The 18111-nt window shown below is 37.5% G+C and carries 15 protein-coding genes and 1 rRNA gene; 11 read left to right on the forward strand and 5 right to left on the reverse strand.

The window, feature by feature from the left end:
* Positions 1–54 precede the first annotated feature (54 nt).
* Together ACK4M9_RS19220 and ACK4M9_RS19225 are read left to right on the forward strand one after the other, a co-directional pair.
* A complete protein-coding gene (locus tag ACK4M9_RS19220; RefSeq protein ID WP_409854192.1) occupies positions 55–453 on the forward strand; it encodes a DoxX family protein in 399 nt (132 codons plus the stop codon).
* 670 nt (positions 454–1123) lie between these two features.
* On the forward strand, positions 1124–1522 hold the full coding sequence (locus ACK4M9_RS19225) for a DoxX family protein (RefSeq protein WP_409854194.1): 399 nt from the start codon (positions 1124–1126) through the stop codon (positions 1520–1522).
* Positions 1523–1664: 142 nt separating this feature from the next.
* On the opposite strand, the gene ACK4M9_RS19230 is transcribed toward ACK4M9_RS19225, so the two are convergent.
* The 4 genes from ACK4M9_RS19230 to ACK4M9_RS19245 all read right to left on the reverse strand — a co-directional run bounded on the left by ACK4M9_RS19230 (position 1665) and on the right by ACK4M9_RS19245 (position 10435).
* Positions 1665–2744, reverse strand: coding sequence for an FUSC family protein (locus tag ACK4M9_RS19230; protein WP_409854196.1), 1080 nt, complete (start codon positions 2742–2744; stop codon positions 1665–1667).
* A 431-nt stretch (positions 2745–3175) separates the two neighbouring features.
* On the reverse strand, positions 3176–7648 hold the full coding sequence (locus ACK4M9_RS19235) for a glutamate synthase-related protein (RefSeq protein WP_409854199.1): 4473 nt from the start codon (positions 7646–7648) through the stop codon (positions 3176–3178).
* 436 nt (positions 7649–8084) lie between these two features.
* On the reverse strand, positions 8085–9380 hold the full coding sequence (locus ACK4M9_RS19240) for a glutamate-1-semialdehyde 2,1-aminomutase (RefSeq protein WP_409854201.1): 1296 nt from the start codon (positions 9378–9380) through the stop codon (positions 8085–8087).
* Positions 9381–9472: 92 nt separating this feature from the next.
* Positions 9473–10435 (reverse strand): LCP family protein, encoded by a 963-nt coding sequence (locus tag ACK4M9_RS19245; protein WP_409854204.1) that lies wholly within the window; start codon positions 10433–10435, stop codon positions 9473–9475.
* A gap of 128 nt (positions 10436–10563) precedes the next feature.
* Between ACK4M9_RS19245 and ACK4M9_RS19250 the strand changes: the two genes are divergently transcribed.
* From ACK4M9_RS19250 to perR, 7 genes are all read left to right on the forward strand, one after another.
* Positions 10564–11562, forward strand: a complete 999-nt coding sequence (locus ACK4M9_RS19250) for an ABC transporter ATP-binding protein (protein WP_409854206.1) — start codon at positions 10564–10566, stop codon at positions 11560–11562.
* A complete protein-coding gene (locus ACK4M9_RS19255; protein WP_409854208.1) occupies positions 11559–12350 on the forward strand; it encodes an ABC transporter permease in 792 nt (263 codons plus the stop codon). Before ACK4M9_RS19250 ends, ACK4M9_RS19255 begins: the two co-directional genes overlap by 4 nt.
* A gap of 3 nt (positions 12351–12353) precedes the next feature.
* Positions 12354–13139: an ABC transporter permease gene (locus ACK4M9_RS19260; RefSeq protein WP_409854211.1), complete on the forward strand. Its 786-nt coding sequence runs from the start codon at positions 12354–12356 to the stop codon at positions 13137–13139.
* Positions 13140–13199: 60 nt separating this feature from the next.
* Positions 13200–13631 (forward strand): ion channel, encoded by a 432-nt coding sequence (locus tag ACK4M9_RS19265; protein WP_409854212.1) that lies wholly within the window; start codon positions 13200–13202, stop codon positions 13629–13631.
* An 87-nt stretch (positions 13632–13718) separates the two neighbouring features.
* Entirely contained in the window at positions 13719–14189 is a 471-nt protein-coding gene (gene bcp, locus ACK4M9_RS19270) for a thioredoxin-dependent thiol peroxidase (RefSeq protein ID WP_409854213.1), read from the forward strand.
* 246 nt (positions 14190–14435) lie between these two features.
* The gene (locus ACK4M9_RS19275) at positions 14436–15386 is read left to right on the forward strand and encodes a D-2-hydroxyacid dehydrogenase (RefSeq protein WP_409854214.1); all 951 of its coding nucleotides are present in this window, start codon (positions 14436–14438) and stop codon (positions 15384–15386) included.
* Between the two features lie 136 nt (positions 15387–15522).
* On the forward strand, positions 15523–15957 hold the full coding sequence (gene perR / locus ACK4M9_RS19280) for a peroxide-responsive transcriptional repressor PerR (protein ID WP_409854216.1): 435 nt from the start codon (positions 15523–15525) through the stop codon (positions 15955–15957).
* A gap of 154 nt (positions 15958–16111) precedes the next feature.
* On the opposite strand, the gene ACK4M9_RS19285 is transcribed toward perR, so the two are convergent.
* Entirely contained in the window at positions 16112–16462 is a 351-nt protein-coding gene (locus ACK4M9_RS19285; protein ID WP_409854217.1) for a YgzB family protein, read from the reverse strand.
* Between the two features lie 221 nt (positions 16463–16683).
* Between ACK4M9_RS19285 and ACK4M9_RS19290 the strand changes: the two genes are divergently transcribed.
* Positions 16684–17535: a nucleotidyltransferase-like protein gene (locus tag ACK4M9_RS19290; RefSeq protein ID WP_409854219.1), complete on the forward strand. Its 852-nt coding sequence runs from the start codon at positions 16684–16686 to the stop codon at positions 17533–17535.
* Between the two features lie 478 nt (positions 17536–18013).
* Positions 18014–18111, forward strand: a 16S ribosomal RNA gene (locus ACK4M9_RS19295); the annotation flags it as partial.

The following is an 18111-nucleotide window of genomic DNA, read 5'->3' on the forward strand; positions in this document are numbered from 1 at the left end:
TTTTTGATCATAAATCTTGAATTCAAGATAAATACATTAGAGGAGGAAAAAAAGATGGAAGATTTAGGTTTATTGATTATTCGTGTAATCATTGGGGGATTATTTATTGGTCATGGTGCACAAAAACTGTTCGGTTGGTTCGGTGGCTATGGATTGAAAGGTACTGGAGGCTGGCTAGAATCAATTGGAATCAAACCGGGAGTACCGATGGCGCTGTTTGCAGGTTTAGCAGAATTTGGTGGTGGGATTTTATTTTCGATAGGGCTTTTAACGCCACTTGCTGCCTTATTGATCGCAGCAACAATGGTCGTTTCAATTGTAAAAGTTCATGGTGCTAATGGTTTATGGATGACACAAAATGGATATGAATATAATCTAACGCTAATTGCTGTATCCATTGGTATAGCGTTAATAGGACCTGGTAAATATGCAATAGATGCTCTTTTATGGTAAGTATCTCGAAATCAAGATATTTTTCTGAGCTTATAATAAGCTGAAATGGCAATTGGCTAATAATATAGTTGATTTGGCTAGAAAAAGAGCAAATTTGGCTAGAAAACTACGGAGTTTGGCTAGTAAACCACCAAGTTTGGCTAATAACCATCTCTGAACAACTAAAAAGTTAACAAAAACAGCTTGTTAACGAGGATAGTTTGCAAGTGAAAAGATAAAAATAGCATGTTTGGAATTAAGAATTGCAAATTTTGAGTAATAATCAGCCCAGAATAACTAAAAAACAACAATTAAAGCTGATTATCAATAAAAATGCGCTAAACTAAACAATAGTTAAGGCAAAAAAAAGTTGCTAAACTTGGCGTATAACAATATTTAGGCAAAAAAATTGCTAAATATGATCAAAACTAGCGGCTTTCAATAGCAAAGTATCAGTCACCATATCCTAAAATTAGATTGTGCAAAAACACGTCTAAATTTAGGAGCAAGGGCTGACGCTTATGGGATAGCCGCCTTTTTATCAATAATTTCACTACTTTTTACATAGGATTGAGTAGTTGAACAAACTAACGGCGATAATCGTATAGGAGGATTAAGACAAATTAGCGGCGATAATCATATAGGAGGATTAAGACAAATTAGTGTCTATACTCATAAAGGAGGATTTAGTATGAAGACCGAAATAGGAGCTCTTATTTTGCGTGTAACGTTAGGTGTAATATTTCTTAGCCATGGCTTAGTAAAGTTTCAAGGTGGAATTGAGAATGTTGCAGGCTGGTTCGAATCAATTGGCTTACCTGGATTTATGGCATATGGGATCACAATTATAGAAGTGATTGGCGGTATTGCTTTAATCTTGGGGCTTGGAACGAAAGTTGTTTCAATACTATTTTCATTCATATTGCTTGTAGCAATTGTAAAAGTGAAGTTTGCTGCTGGTTTTTTAGATGGTTATGCATATGATTTGATTTTACTAGCAATAGCCGTCCATCTAACTATGAATGGGAGTAAGCTATTTTCATTAGAACAAGTTTTTAATAAAAAAGTGGATAGTGTTACGTTTAATTAAAAGAAGAGGTCGTCCCTTAAGTGCCAGTCACCGTTTAGGCGCGATATCTAGAATAGTTTTTAGTAAACTCTAGATATCTTACCTGAGGTGACTGTTACTTAGCTTATGGGGCAGCCTCTTCTTTATTTTACATTTAGTGTTTTTAATCTTCTCTTTCTTTTATATTTACTTTATTTTCTTTTTTATGGTACTTGAAGAAGCTATCAACAAGCTTATCTAAGTACTCTAATTGGTCACTGTACTCGACGATTTGAGCGATTACAGGGAAGAGGTGAAGCCATTCATCTGAGTCAATCTCTTCTTTTTTGTAGAAGGTAACAAAAAGTGCTGTTAATTCTTGTTTACCAAGACAAACTTCTTGAATGCATTCTTCTGTCGTATGTGTTTTTACTTTACCGACATACTTCAAGAGAATTCGTTCATGATAATTTGTTAAATAATCAAGTTTTTCTCTAATTAGTGTTTGGAGCTCTTCAGGCATATGGTGTAATTCATTCTCACGGCGGTTTAAAGATTTTAAAATGACTAAAGCTTTATTTGATGTTGCTAGCATTTGCCGAAAAAGAACGACTTTTCTTGATTTTGAATACTGGCGTTTTTTAAAATAATTTCGTTCTTCTTTGTAGAGTAGGAATAGATTGTTGATTTTGACCATCGATTCTTTGAGTCTCGATAAATCTTTTTTTAACATCTTTTGCTTAGCATCGTTTCTAGTCAAAAGTCTAATCCACTTAATAATGTTTTCGGTGCTATTAGAAATTTTGTGGTAAAGCTGTGTTTCATGCTTTGGTGGTAAAAACACTAAATTAACAATAAATGCTGAAAAGACACCGATCAGAATTAGTAAAAAGCGAGTAGAAGCAAAAACAATAAAATCATCAGTGGGACTTTCCATAATGATAATAACAGTAACGATTGCTAACGGAATGATCGATTCCATTTTTAACTGAATGTTGATGGCGATGACGATAATAACAACTACACCGACGACAAATGGGTGATGACCAAATGTTAATACAAATACAATCGCTAAAATAGCACTAATCACATTTGCTTGAATTTGTTCTAAAATTGTTTGAAAGCTCTTTTGTATCGATGGTTGTATCGCAAATGTAGCTGCTAAGGCAGCGAACATAGGTGGATGCAAATTAAATGCAAGTGCCACATATAGAGAAAGAGTAATGGATAATCCGGTTTTAAAAATCCGGGCTCCAAGCTTCATAACAAGGTAATTCCTTTCGTAATGAATTAAATTAACTAAGATTATGTTTCTCTTGGAAACAGATAGCCTTAAGCAATTCATACTTAATATTTGACCCAAAATTGGCTCATTGAAACGTAAATATACACTTATTTTTGAAAACAATCAAGGTGAAAAAAGTATGAAAACGGTTTGATATCGTTTTCATTAATAATAATTCCCCAATTTGTCAAAGAGAAAAAGCATTCAAAAAAAAGTGTCAGTCACCTCGTCGACTATGAATAGGGTGTACAATCATACACGACTATTTATAGTATCCTTCGAGATGAGCTGACACTTTTTTGTGAACTATTTTAATTGCTGAATTTATAGACTAACTATTTCAATAATCAACACGCGCATAACGTCACTCTTCAAACATGTCAAAAGTAATGTGCCTTCTACTTTTCTAATTATTCAGTAGACACTGAAGGGTCAGCTTGTAGTTTTGTCGGAATAACTTGTAAAAAGTGTTCTTCAGGGTCAGCGAGAAGGTTTGTAATAACTTCTGCTTCTTCTGTTTGCCCGTTTTCTGTTAGAACATCCTTGTACTTTGTTAAGAGTTCCGTCAAATCATCTATCCCTTTATTTGTTAAAGGTTGGATTGAAACATTCGCACCTTTAGCAATACGCTTTTGGAGTGAAGCTTTTGTTAATCCTACTTCTGGTTGATGACGTAGGTAGACAACTCCACCTGTCATCCCTGCACAAATCCATGGACCAGGATCACCTAAAACAACACCACGGCCATTTGTCATATATTCAAATGCGAATCCTTTAATGTTGGCATGTGTACCGATATTAGCAAAGTAGTCGGTCCGTAGTGGCTTTTTGACACGACCACCAATTATGATGTCTGCACCAGAGAGGCGAATTCCAGCTCTAGCATCGGCATTCCCTTGAATGATGAAGAGCCCTTGTTGAGCACCGTAACCTGCGCCTTTACCTACAGATCCGTTATAGTATCTGCCGTCACGACCTTCAGACTTTAAGATCGCAAAGGAACCTCCGAATGCTGTTTTACCTACGCCATCTTGAGCACCGCCATGAACGTTGATCGCAACACCACTACTATTGTATGCCCCAAGACCATTTCCAGGGATTGATCCTTCTTTGAAATTTAACGTAACTTCAGGTAGATTACGGTACGAACCGTCGAGCTTTCCACGGACTCTATGACAGGAAACGCGGCTGCCTAGGACACGTTGTTCAGCTGTGACACTAGTAAACTCCCGAGAATGCGATAGTTCTTCAACATTGTTATCTAAATACTCTGCTCCAACAGCTACAGCTAACTTGCCTTCTTTAATTTCTGTTTGAGCTTCATATTGGAAGATGTCAGTCACAGCAATTGTTTCTAACATACTTGTTAAACTCATTAACTCTTTACCGCGAGTTTGTAGTAATAAGTCCGAGCGCCCAACGAGATCTTGAGTGCGCTTTGCACCAAGCGCAGCTGTTAATACTTGTAACTCTTTCCCGAAGGCTGTAAAAAGATTTGTTAAGCCTTCGACAGCTAAGTCAAATTGACGAGGAACGAACCGGCGTAAGCCATGTTCTTTCGCTTGTTCTTCACTTTCAATTTGGGTTGCGATGCCAACGTGACATGTATCAAGGTGACAGCCACGACAAGTCGTACAACCTACAGCGATCATCGCAAGAGTTCCAAAACCAACGCGGTTTGCTCCTAATAAGATAACCTTCATAACATCAAGGGCACTGCGCATCCCACCGTCAGCCCATAATTCCACCGAATTACGTAGCCCAGCTTCAATAAGGGCATTATGGGCGGCTTTTACACCAATCTCGATTGGCAAGCCAACGTGTTGGAGAGCATGAACACGAGCAGCACCAGTCCCGCCATCAAACCCACTCAATGTAATGTAATCAGCGCCAGCTTTGGCGATTCCGACTGCGATCGTCCCAATGTTCGGAACGATTGGCACCTTTACGGCGACTTTTGCTTGATCATTTGCCGTTTTAAACTCAGTAATGATTTGCGCTAAATCTTCAATAGAATAAATGTCATGGTTGTTTGATGGTGAGATTAAATCAGAGCCAGTTGTTGCATTACGAGCAGCAGCAACCTTAGCTGTTACTTTTGATCCTGGTAAGTGGCCGCCCTCACCTGGTTTCGCACCTTGACCAATCTTTAATTCGATTAAGTTTGTTGAATTCAATAGTTCTACGTTAACCCCAAATCGACCGGAGGCGACTTGCTGTCCTCTTGTATTAGGGTATTTTCCAAGCATATCTTTTATTTCGCCACCTTCACCGTTAAACGAAATCATGTTTAGTCGTTCAGCTGCTTCAGCATAAGCTCTAAATGCAATTTCGTTTTGCGATCCGAAGGACATCGATGAGATCATAAATGGAAGGCTATGATTTTTCACACCAACATCTACTTCTTCAGGAGTTAATGGTTTTTTAGAAGGGACTAAATCCGTTAAGTGACGAATCGAGATTGGATTTTTTAATTCTTGTTCTTCTAATTTATTTTTATAATCTTCGTATGAAGCAGCACCGCTAGATAGATCACCGATAGACTTCCAAATACGCGGGAAGAAGTGAAAGAGCTTTCCTGGTCTAACGTTATCCTTATTGAAATCTTCGAAACGAGCTAAGCTATCTGCTTTCATTGCTTCGAAATTGAAGGCAACTTCAGTTGATCCTAAGAAGTTAACAATGTTTAATACATCGGAAACTTCTTTATTTAAGCCAATGGCCGAAAAGAGTCGGCCGTAGCCGCGAAGTTCATGGATACCAAGGGTAGAAATAACCTTTTCTAATCCTTTGTTCAAGGCAGTAAATAACTGAACAGCAGGTGCATCGCTGTGTTCTACTACTGTTGCAAACATTAAGTAAGGGTTAATGACATCCGCACCCAAACCAAATAAAACAGCAATATCATGCAATGACCGGATACTACCAGAACGAACGACGATTGAACAGCCACGTCGTAATTGTTTTTCGGTTAGTCCTTGATCAATGGCTGAGACTACAAGATGAGGATCCAACCATAATTGATCGTCTTTATGAGCTTTTTCATCATCAAGAACTAGCAGTGCGGCCCCACTTTCAATTGCAGAAGCAGCCTCATTGACTAGTCTTGTTAAGGCAGTTTCAATTGTCTCATCTTTTGCGAAAGTAAGTGATAAATAATAAAGTTCCGCTGAATCCTTAAATTTCTCTAGGATTTGCTCATACGTAGGGTGCTGCTGCCCGGCTGCAATGAATTCACCAGCAGACCCCTCGACCAATAAAGGTGAAATGAGTTCAGCTACGTTGAATGATCGGTCTGCAAAAAGTGAAGGACGTCTTCCAACAATAACTCTCGTCGAGAAGTGTTCCATTTCCCTGTCACGGTCAATCGCTGGATTTGTGACAACAGCTACACTTTCCTTAATGAAGTCAGCTAGGTTTTTTCGTGACTGGTCTAGGGCAGCTAGAGGAGCATCATGCCCTAATGAACGAATTGGTTCAACACCTTTTTCGGCCATTTGTTCAACCATTTGAATATGCTCACGATCCCAACCAAACGCAGAGTAATAGTTATTTGTAACTTTTAACTTCATCTTTTGGGGCGTATTGCCTTTTTCTAACGTTGTCGTCAGACGTTGGCGACTTCCTGCTACATTTAATCGTTTTTTCATACGCTCATAAACTTCTTCTTGTACTTCTTCATGGAAGTAAACTTGGATTGTGTCGTCAGCCTTCCATTTTAATCCGACCTTCTCACCAGGCGCGAGAGGTTTAGGCTCAGAGACAAATTCACTTGAAGAAAGAATTCCTTGTTCTGATGAAAAATAATAAGAGCTTTCGTTTTCAATCATCCAAAGTGGACGTAAGCCTAACGAATCAAGAGAGAATGCAGCTTCATCACCAAAGCGAGAGATGATCCCAGCGGGCCCTTGCGCAAAATGGCCCCAGGCTTCACGGATATACGTATATAAGTCTTGTAAATGATCAGGGAACGCTTTAATCTCATTGATAATTGGTGGGAACATAATTTCTAGTACTTCAAATAAAGAATAATTATGCTTACAAATAAATGTTTCAAGAACACGGCTTAAGTCTTGAGAGTCACTAGCACCATCAACTAGAGGCACTCCAAGCATCGCAGCTTCATCACGAAGTTTTGCGATCGTGTTAATTTCTCCGTTATGGCCAATCACACTAAATGGCTGAACACGGAAAAAGTTAGATAGTGTATTAGTTGAATAGCGGTTATGACCTAAAGTCATCGTTGAAGCCACTAATGGATTTGCTAAGTCTTGATAAAATTTTGGAAGGATATCTCCAGCCCCTAAAACTTTATATACTGCATGGTACTGGCTAAGTGATGCGACATGGACTGCTAAATCTTTCTCTATCGCAATAATTAGATCAAAGAGTTTACTAGAAAGGTTTTCAATCGTTTCTGTTGGGAATAGAGCAACTTGCCAGAAGGTTGGTTCTTCGCTACGCCCCATTGGTCCAAGTGCATTTGAATTTGTTACTTGGTCAGATTCGAAAACTACCTTAAGGTTAAAGGAAGAAAAATGTGTTTGAATCGTTTCTTTTGCTGCTTCTACGTCTGTTTGCTTATTAATAAAGAAATGACCAACAACGAAGTTCGGGTCATCAACTAAGCCTTCATTTTGACCATTTTGTTTAAGCTTTTCTTTCCAAAGCTCACGAGGAATGTCAATGTGAACGCCAACCCCATCACCTTCCTCATTAATAAATCCGGCACGGTGGTTCATTTTTACTAAGGCATTAATACAGTCATCGATATTTTTCTTCGTAGGTATCCGTTTTTTTTCAATTGCAGATACAATGCCGCAAGCGTCATGTTCTTCGTTTTTAAAGCCAGTGAAACTTTCGGGACTCCATTTTCTTTTCATCTTCTTGGTCAGAATACTGACCTTCACCTCCTAGTAAAAGTAAACAGCCTAGCTCATTTAGTGGTTGTTTAAAGCGAGCGCTGGTATAACGCTAAGGTTTCTGCGTAGCGTTGAGCGCTTTTTTCAACACGCACTATGATTCATTAAAATAAGAAGCTTAGGTCCATTTCATAAGTTTCGTGATAATCAATGCCGTTTTGGCATTGATTTAATCAAAATCGATCGCAAAAATTGTCAGAATTATAAAACAAGTATACAACGAGTAGTTAAATAAATCAATGAATACATTCATTGATTTGGATATGGTATTCAGTTATTTATTGTAAAAACAAAACGTATTATGTCAAAAAAGATACAATATTTGCAAGCGTTTTCAACGTTAAAATGAAAACACCCTAGGGAATATTCATTCCATAGGGTAGAAGATATTGCATAATTATTCACTTTTCAACGCTTTAAATGCATTTTCTACTGCTTTTAATGTATAGGAAATATCTTCATCTGTGTGTTCTGTTGTTAGGAACCACGCTTCATATTTTGAAGGGGCGAGATTAATTCCCTCATTTATCATATGTTTAAAGAATTTGGCAAACATTTCTCCATCAGTTTGCTCAGCTAACTCATAATTTGTTACTTTTTCTGTTGTAAAATAAATTGTTAAAGCTCCTCTGAGTCTGTTCATCGTAATAGGGATGTTATAAGTTGCTGCTAATGCTCCAATCCCTTTTTCAAGTCTTTCACCCAATTGATCTAGCCTCTCGTAAACGGCAGGCTTTTGCAAAATTTCGAGACAGGCAATTCCGGCGCTAATCGAAGCTGGATTTCCAGCCATTGTTCCAGCTTGATAAGCTGGTCCTAATGGTGCCACTTGTTCCATGATTTCTTTCTTTCCGCCGTAGGCACCGATTGGTAATCCTCCACCTATAATTTTTCCTAGGGCAGTTATGTCAGGTTCGACGCCTAGTAAGTTTTGAGCACCGCCATACATAAAGCGGAACGCTGTAATCACTTCATCGTATATGACAAGTGCCCCAGCTTTATGAGTGAGTTCGTTTACTTTTTCTAAAAAGCCAGGGAAAGGCTCGACAATTCCGAAGTTACCGACGATTGGCTCGACTAATACGGCTGCAATTTCATCGCCCCATTTTTCTAGAGCTTGCTCATAAGCTTCAATATCATTAAATGGAACAGTAATTACCTCTTTAGCAATACTTTTAGGTACACCGGCAGAATCAGGAGTGCCAAGTGTTGAAGGCCCAGATCCGGCAGCGACTAATACTAAATCAGAATGTCCGTGATAGCAACCGGCAAATTTTATAATTTTATCACGACCTGTATAAGCCCTCGCTACTCGAATTGTTGTCATGACCGCTTCAGTGCCGGAATTAACAAAACGAACTTTTTCCATTGAAGGAATAGCATCTTTTAGCATCTTCGCAAATGTAATTTCAAGCCTAGTAGGTGTTCCGTATAAAACCCCATTTTCGGCTGCGGTAGTAATGGCAGCTGTGATATGAGAATGGGCATGTCCAGTAATGATTGGCCCGTATGCAGCCAAGTAATCAATGTATTTATTTCCGTCGACATCCCAAAAGTAGGCACCCTTTGCTTTTTCCATAAAAATAGGAGTGCCACCGCCAACTCCTTTGTAAGAGCGAGATGGGCTGTTGACACCACCGACGATGTGTTGTTGAGCTTCTTCATATAATACGTCAGACTGTTTCCGTTCCATAACTTTTTAAATCCTCCCTAATCCTTTAAAGATAAACATATTGTAGCATTAATGAATTGTATGTAAATGGAGAATCTCTAAAAAACGGTTGACTAGTAACCAAACATAAACTCATTAATTAGCCTCTTTTTATCTTCTAGTTCATCTTCGGGGATAATCTCGTACCAAAGACCATCTCTTAGGTCGCCATTTCCTGTTATTGATAGCGTCGATATATTTTCGGAAGAAAAATGAGAGTAGTGATGGCCGTATGTGATAATTTGCTGTAGGGATAATGTTGTATCAATGGTATGAATTATTGATCTTAGTAAAGAAAAAGACTCCTTAAACGAACGAGATTTTAATAACTCGTCAGTTAACTTCGTTAGTACTTGTCGTTGTCGTTCTGTTCTTTTATAATCACTATCATGATTGCCGTCTAGACTTTTTCGAAAACGGACATAGTATAGCGCTTGCTTACCTGATAAAGTTTGTAATCCTTTCTCAATCACAAATTGACTATGAGCCATCCGGCGATCGACATCGATCTCAATGCCGCCGATGAGATCAATCATTTTTTCGAAATTATCATAATCAATCGTTGCAGTTTCGTTGATCTCGATATCAAGCCAATTTGAAACAGTTTGTTTCGTTAATTCAGGTCCACCTACTTGAAAAGATTGATTTAATTTGTGAAAGCCGTGGCCTGGAATTTCAATATAGGTGTCTCTTGGGATCGACATTAACATCAACTGCTTTGTTTTAGGTTGAACTAAAGCAAGCATAATTGAGTCTGAACGACCGTACTGTTCATCTATGACGCGTTCAACACCGAGGAGTAAGATTGCTAATGGTTTAGGTGTTGTGTTAAGTGTAAAAGGATTCATTTTGCTTTTTTGTTCTGATGTATCTTGATTGGGTTCTTCAAGCGCTTTATGCTCTTCAACTTCAAGAGTTTGTGGCTCGTAATGATTTGTCCCGTTTAATCTCGTAAAGTCGAGGATTTGGCTGACGGCTAGTGTCGCAAAAATTGTGATCGTTAATAGGGTAATGATAATAACTTTTCTAATTGTCAACACCTCACTAAAAATCTATACTAAATAGCTTTCCCACAAATAGACGAGTTAGACAAGGGAACTCACTTGAAGTAATAGTGAGGACGCGTTAAACTAGATTAGCTGAAAAATTCCAGGAGGAATAAAAAATGAACGTAATTGAGGTCAAAAATTTAAGAAAAGAATTTAAATCGTATTCTAGCCGTTCAGGATTATCAGGCGCGTTTCGTGACTTATTAACGAGAAACTACAAAGTACTTGCAGCTGTTGATAACATTTCCTTGAATGTAAAACAAGGGGAAATGGTCGGTTACATCGGTGAAAATGGAGCCGGGAAATCAACAACAATAAAGATGCTGACAGGCATTCTTACACCAACTTCAGGATCAGTTATTGTCAATGGAATGGATCCTCATAAACAACGAGAAGAATTTGTACGAACAATTGGTGTTGTATTCGGGCAGCGTTCCCAATTATGGTGGGATATTGCAGTTCAGGAGTCGTTTCGATTATTAAAAAAGGTATATCGTGTTTCCGATGAAGATTACAAAAACCATATGGGTCATGTCATCGAAACACTAGACATTGGACCGTTGTTAGATAAACCGGTAAGAAAGCTCTCACTGGGGCAACGGATGCGCTGTGAATTAGCGGCAGCGTTAATACATAATCCACCGTTATTATTTTTAGATGAACCGACAATTGGTTTAGATGTGTTAGTGAAATTAAAAATCCGCAAGTTTTTAAAAGAAATTAATGAAACGTATAAAACAACGATCTTACTTACGACACATGACTTAACAGATATCGAGGCATTATGTGAGCGAGTTGTCCTATTAGATGAAGGAAAAATTGTTTACGATGGTCGTCTTGCCGAACTTCAAACAAATGCCGTCGAAGGAAAACAAGTTGAATTTCAGTTTTTAACGGAAATTAATGCGATTGACTTACCGACGAATGCAAAGGTCCATTGGGAACAAAAAGATACAACGACTTGGATTGCTCATGTTGATGGCGATGAAAGAGCTGTCTCTGAATTAATTAGTGCTGTTGTCCAAAAAAACTTAATTAAGAACGTCCGAATTAATGAAATTTCTACAGAAGAAATTATTCGGAAAATATATGAAGAAGGAATGGCTACTTCATGAGTCAATATATTGAGATGATCCGCGTCCGCTTTTTAATGATGTTGGCCTATCGGACGAATTATTATAGCGGCATTTTAATTTACAGTATTAACATTGGTGCGTATTACTTTTTATGGACAGCAATCTATGGTGGGAAAGAAGAGATCCAAGGTTTATCCGTTCTACAAATGACAACGTATGTAGCCGTTGCTTGGATGGCTCGGGCCTTTTACTTTAATAACATTGATCGTGAAATTGCTAATGAGATTAAAGATGGCAAAGTAGCGATTGAAATGATTCGCCCTTATAACTACTTAGGGATGAAAACGATGCAAGGTCTTGGTGAAGGAGTATTTCGCTTATTATTCTTTTCGGTTCCTGGAATGGTCATTGTCGCTTTTTTATTTCCAATTAGCTTTTCGGCAAGTGTAACGACGTGGGCCTTATTTTTTGTGTCATTGTTATTTAGTTTTATCGTTAACACGCAAATTAATTTGCTTACGGGAATTATGACCTTTTTCTTATTTAACAATTCAGGATTAATAAGGGCAAAACGAGTTGTCATCGACCTTTTTTCAGGTCTGTTGTTACCAATTTCTTTCTATCCGCTTTGGGCCCAGTCGGTTATGGGGTATTTACCTTTCCAGGCGATTAGCTATATTCCTAGTATGATCTTTACTGAAGGGATTACCGGCAGTGCGATTTATTCAGCGGTTGCCTTACAGGCATTTTGGGCATTCGTGTTACTTATTCCAATTCAACTATTATGGTTGTTAGCAAGAAAACAACTAATTGTGCAGGGAGGCTAAGAGATGTTTTATGTATCGATTTTTCTTCAATATGCCTCTCAATATTTGAAAACTAGACTAGCGTACCGTGTTGATACTGTTGTTGAAATTTTTTCTGACTTATTGTTTCAAGCGGTTAATCTAATCTTTATTTTAGTTGTCTTTGGTCATACAACATTGTTAAGTGGCTGGAGTCGCGAAGAAATCATTTTTATTTACGGTTTCTTTTTAGTCCCTTATGCGTTATTTTCGGCCTTTTTTAATATATGGGATTTCAATGATCGTTATATTGTGAAAGGTGAAATGGACCGAGTATTAACGAGACCGATTCACAGTCTATTTCAAATTATCATGGAACGGATGGAACTGGAGTCACTATTCGGTGTGATTACAGGTCTTGCGATAATGTATTATGCAGGCATGAATTTAGGTATTTCATTGGCTTGGTATGATTTGTTTATCTTTATTGCGATGGTCATCGGTGGTGCATTCATTTATGCTGGAATTTTTATTTCTTTAGCGAGTATCGGCTTTTGGTCGGATAGTCGCACAGATATTATGCCGATGATGTACAACATCGGTAATTATGGCAGATACCCAGTCGATATTTATCACCGAGTCATTCGTTATATTTTAACGTGGATTTTACCGTTTGCATTTGTCGGCGTTTACCCTGCTGCATACTTCTTAAATAGAGAAGAATGGTATCATTATGCGTTTTTAACCCCAGTCATGGGAATTGTGTTCTTAACGATTGCTGTGTTGTTATGGAATTCTGGTGTAAAAAAATATCGAGGCGCAGGTAACTAACGGTTTGCCTGTCCTAAATCTAACCACTTCTTCATACAATTTGGAGAGGTGGTTTTCTATATGAGTAAAATACTTCTTTTTTTAGTTATGCTTGTGGCTGTCGTTGGGATTATGATGAGTGTGTTATTACTTTTGAAAAATAAACCGGTTTTTCATGGGAAACAAGTATCAATTCGTAATTTTTTTATTTTATTACTCGTTTATATGACTGTAGCAGCTGGCTTTGGTTGTATTTATATGGCATTGCAATTAATGGGTGTTACCGTTTTAACGGAGGGTAATTATGAAGTGGGTGGTTCCTTCTTTCATCTTTTGGAGGATGCGATGTATTTTAGTGCAGTTACGATTTTGTCAGTGGGGTATGGTGATATTACCCCTTTAGGAATTGGGCGTCCGATTGCGATGCTTGAAGCGTTTTTTGGGTATTTACTGCCAACAGCCTTTGTCGTATCAACGGTTTTCCATTTTAAAGACAAAGTAAAGGCAAACTAGTTGTACAAATGGATAAGATTGGTTACCCTTATTGTAGAGTTGTCGAAGTAGCACTTACGAAAACAATCTTTCTTTGGAGGGGTATATATGACAGTAGAAATTGGACAAATAGCACCAGACGTGGCAGTTATGGCTAGTAATGGGAAGGAAGTTAAGCTTTCTGATTTTCGTGGTAAAAATATTGTTTTGTATTTTTATCCGAAAGATATGACACCGGGGTGTACAACACAAGCGTGTGATTTCCGCGATTACTATAAAGATTTTGAAGGGGTAAATGCTGTTATTTTAGGTGTGAGTCCTGATCCGTTAGACCGCCATGATAAATTCATTGAAAAACACGGGTTACCATTTTTATTGCTAGCTGATGTAGAAAACCAGTTAGCGGAGGCTTATGGTGTTTGGAAGCTAAAGAAAAATTTCGGGAAAGAATATATGGGGATTGAGCGTTCGACTTTCATAATTGATACAGAAGGAAAGCTCGTCAAAGAGTGGCGCAAAGTAAAGGTGAAGGAACATGTTTCTGAAGCGTTACAATATATTAAAGAGAACTTAGGGTAATTTTTGAGATAATTTCGGAGTATCCGAGACGTTTGTCTATACACTTTAGGTAAAGGGGAATATAGATAGCTTATGAAAGTGATTTTCCCTACTCAAACAATCTTGGCGAGAGTGACGTACTCTCGCTCTTTTTTTCTTTATAATCATCTGTGAAATGACTTTATCGAGGTTGTTACAGTGTAATGTTTTAATATGTCGACGACAGGGAACTGCATACTCTACTAATAATATAGGAGGCTTCCGGTTATGAAAATTGTTGCTTCAACTAAATTGAAATCAGAATTAAAGGAAAAATTAATTGCAAACTACCCAGAGTTAAAATTTTATTTTTTTAAAAACATGGCAGAAGCGATCGATGATTTGTTAGATGCTGATGTGTTTATTACATATGGTGAAGATTTGACTGAAGAAATTATTATGAAGGTGAAAAAGTTAAAATGGATTATGGTGTTCTCGGCTGGTGTTGAGAAGCTGCCATTTAGAGCAATTAAGCAAAAAGGAATATTAGTGACTAATGCTAGAGGAATTCATAAAATTCCAATGGCTGAATATACGATGGCAATGATTCTTCAAGTAGCGAGGCAAGCGAAACAGCTCATCTCCAATGAACAAAAGCATGTATGGGATAGATCAGTTCCGATGACGGAATTAAGTGGAAAAACGTTAGGTGTACTCGGTGCAGGGGCAATTGGCACGCAAATTGCTAAATATGCTCAAGTTTTTAATATGAAAACAATTGGACTTAATCGTAGTGGCAGGAGCGTCGAGGCTTTTGATGAGATGGTAACAGTAAATGAGCTAGGATATCTATTAGAGAAGAGTGATTTTGTCGTTTCCGTTTTGCCTAGTACTCCGAAAACGGACAGAATGATAAATAGAGAAGTTCTTCAACAAATGAAGGCGAGCGCAGTTTTCATTAATATTGGTAGAGGGCAAAATGTAGTTGAGGTTGACTTAATTTCTGCATTAGAGGAAGGGGAAATAGCACATGCTGTTTTGGATGTTTTTGAAAAAGAGCCGTTGCCAGCCGGTCATCCGTTTTGGGAGATGGAAAACGTAACGGTTACGCCGCATTTGTCAGGAATTTCGAACCAATATCTTCCAAGGGCTATTGAGATATTTGAGAATAACCTTAAAGAATTTCTGAGTGGTAAAAAGGAATTTATAAACGTTATAGACCTTGATCATGGGTATTGAGGGGAGTGTAAACCCCAATATATGGATTTTCTAACACGGAGCTGTTGTTTATGTTTGACAGCAATTACTAGTATATAATATACTAATTATAACCATTATAAAGTAAGAATGATGTTTAAAGGAGAGGTGTTGTTATATGACCCATCGTCTACAAGAAGCACTTGACTCTCTAAAAAGCACGAAAGTTCGTATGACCCCTCAACGTCATGCCATATTAGAGTATTTGTTTAATTCTTTATCGCATCCAACTGCTGATGATATCTACAAAGCGTTGGAAGGTAAGTTCCCTAATATGAGTGTAGCTACTGTCTACAACAACTTGCGTGTTTTTAAGGATGTTGGTTTAGTAAGAGAATTAACTTATGGTGATTCATCAAGTAGGTTTGACAGCATTACTTCTCATCACTACCATGTCATTTGTGAAAAATGTGAAAAGATCGTTGATTTTAGTTATCCTGGATTAGATGAAGTAGAGACATTGGCTGAGCATGTTACAGGCTTTAAAGTTAGAAGTCATCGTATGGAGATTTACGGTACGTGTCCAGAATGTTTAAAAAAAGAGCAACATTAAGTACAAAAAATTAAAGAAGAGGCTATCCCAAATGCAAGTGTTAGTCACCTCGTCTACTATTATAGATCGTGTTCAAACCGAACACTTCTATAATAGTATTACTACGAGCTGTGCTGACACTATGTGGGAATGCCTCTTCTTTTTGTTTTTCTTATTAGAATTGTTTACGGTTATACTTTAAGTCAAACTCTTTTCCTTCAAGGTTTTTGTCCAGAGTGAGTGGTTCGTTACAATACATACAAGCATCTACTCTTCCAAGCATTTTTGTTGGCTTTTGGCAGCTGGGACAGACGACTTGAACGGTTTTCGTAGAAATCATCCCAACCCAAAAGTAAATAACAGTACTAAGGATGATACAAAGAAAGCCAATGACCATAAAAATTGTCATTAGTAAAGGAGAGCTTTGAAAGAAGATCCCGCCATACATAATGATAATTCCGATAAATACAAGTGAAAGAGCAATTGTACGTAGTTTGTTTATTTTGCTACTATATTTAAATGCCAACGTAATGACCTCCGATTACTAGAATTTATTAAGTTACTAGAAATATACTTCTAAAAGTATAGCATAAACCACTAAAAAACAGTAACTGCAAAGCGTAGGTTTTTGTTTTTCTATATAACATCATTATTAAGCGAATTTTATTTAAGGTTAATAGAAGGTTTAGTTAAAGAGGTGTCGAACAATTATATATGTGTAGAGTGGTAAGTTAAGGAGGAAATAGATTGGATCAATCAATGAACGGTTTATTAGAAGGAAAGTTAGATGAAAACGCCTTAGGTTTGTTACGTGTTGAAAATGAAAGCACCCTAGATCTTGATATAGTTTTAATAGCAATTACAAATAAAGAAGAAGACGTCCAGTCGCATGTAGCGCATTTTCATATAGGGAATAAATCAGTCGAGTTACAATTCTTTAATGCAGAACAAATCCCACGGATTTTAATTGGTGGATTGAACCGTCGCCTTGTTGACTGGTTGATGAATGCTGCAATTATTGCTGAGAAAGATGGCTACGTTACTGAGCTAAGAAAGAAGATAACGCAATTCCCTGTTAAGGATAGACAGCATAAAATCGCTGTAGAATTTTCTAAACTAATTAGAAGGTACGCAGATGGAAAACAGTTGTTTAAGCAGGAGCATTTCTTAGATGCGTTTAATTCAATTCTTCATTCGTTGCATCATTTAGCAAGGATCTCAGTCATTGAACACGGTTTGTATCCTGAAGTTACCGTTTGGCAACAGGTGAAGCATTTGGAACCAGAAATCTATAAGCTTTATGAGGAGATGGTAACGGGAGAAGAGGTTTTAGAGAAAAGGATTGAACTTCTTTTAATAGCGATCAATTTTGCGATTACCTCAAAAACAAGACTGGGTGCTACTCATTTAATAGAAATAATGCAGGAGAAAACCGAACCTTGGAGTATTGAGGATCTACTTAACCATGATCAACTAAAAGAATATGACAGCGATTTAGTTGTGTTAATTGAGTTCCTTGTACAAAAGGGGATTATTGATATTGTTAAAGTCGTGACAGAAGAGAATGATGTATTTTTGAGGTTATATCTAGTTAAGTGATGTTCTTGTCGAAAATTATTGACTTTGTTAGTGGATGTTGTTACAATGAAATCCGTCGCTAAAATGACACTTTAAGCGAATTTAACATTTATGCATTAAAGTGAATTGCTTTAAGCTATTGACTCGGCAGAAAATAAATGTTATATTTATAAAGTCGCTGATTTGAGTGACGGAAACAACTTAATAAACAGTTGTTGACACGATAATGTTATCGTGATATAATTAAATTCTTGTCGGTAAAACGGCAACAACAAAAGTTAAGTAGTGTACTGACAATAATTTAGTGAATTGCTCCTGCGCGTTCCTTGTGTCACTTTCTCGTCGCAAAGCTGCACGAAGTAAATTCTAAGAAGTTTTCACATGATGTGATTGAGGTCAGTAGCTTCGTTCTTTGAAAACTGAACACACAGCCAAGCGAATTAAAGAGATAGTAATATCTCGTCAATGTAACAAAATTTTTTGAGCTATATCAAACACTTTTATGGAGAGTTTGATCCTGGCTCAGGACGAACGCTGGCGGCGTGCCTAATACATGCAAGTCGAGCGGAGATTTAAAAGCTTGCTTTTAAATCTTAG

It is taken from the genome of Anaerobacillus sp. (assembly GCF_046314235.1).
Classification (GTDB): domain Bacteria; phylum Bacillota; class Bacilli; order Bacillales; family Anaerobacillaceae; genus Anaerobacillus.

Bases quoted from the DNA above. Each gene is read 5' to 3' on its own strand.
- ACK4M9_RS19260 (WP_409854211.1), top strand. From the start codon at position 12,354: ATGTTTTATGTATCGATTTTTCTTCAATATGCCTCTCAATATTTGAAA.
- ACK4M9_RS19225 (WP_409854194.1), top strand. From the start codon at position 1,124: ATGAAGACCGAAATAGGAGCTCTTATTTTGCGTGTAACGTTAGGTGTA.
- perR (WP_409854216.1), top strand. From the start codon at position 15,523: ATGACCCATCGTCTACAAGAAGCACTTGACTCTCTAAAAAGCACGAAA.
- ACK4M9_RS19255 (WP_409854208.1), top strand. From the start codon at position 11,559: ATGAGTCAATATATTGAGATGATCCGCGTCCGCTTTTTAATGATGTTG.
- ACK4M9_RS19265 (WP_409854212.1), top strand. From the start codon at position 13,200: ATGAGTAAAATACTTCTTTTTTTAGTTATGCTTGTGGCTGTCGTTGGG.
- ACK4M9_RS19240 (WP_409854201.1), bottom strand. From the start codon at position 9,380: ATGGAACGGAAACAGTCTGACGTATTATATGAAGAAGCTCAACAACAC.
- ACK4M9_RS19220 (WP_409854192.1), top strand. From the start codon at position 55: ATGGAAGATTTAGGTTTATTGATTATTCGTGTAATCATTGGGGGATTA.
- ACK4M9_RS19250 (WP_409854206.1), top strand. From the start codon at position 10,564: ATGAACGTAATTGAGGTCAAAAATTTAAGAAAAGAATTTAAATCGTAT.
- ACK4M9_RS19275 (WP_409854214.1), top strand. From the start codon at position 14,436: ATGAAAATTGTTGCTTCAACTAAATTGAAATCAGAATTAAAGGAAAAA.
- bcp (WP_409854213.1), top strand. From the start codon at position 13,719: ATGACAGTAGAAATTGGACAAATAGCACCAGACGTGGCAGTTATGGCT.
- ACK4M9_RS19235 (WP_409854199.1), bottom strand. From the start codon at position 7,648: ATGAAAAGAAAATGGAGTCCCGAAAGTTTCACTGGCTTTAAAAACGAA.
- ACK4M9_RS19230 (WP_409854196.1), bottom strand. From the start codon at position 2,744: ATGAAGCTTGGAGCCCGGATTTTTAAAACCGGATTATCCATTACTCTT.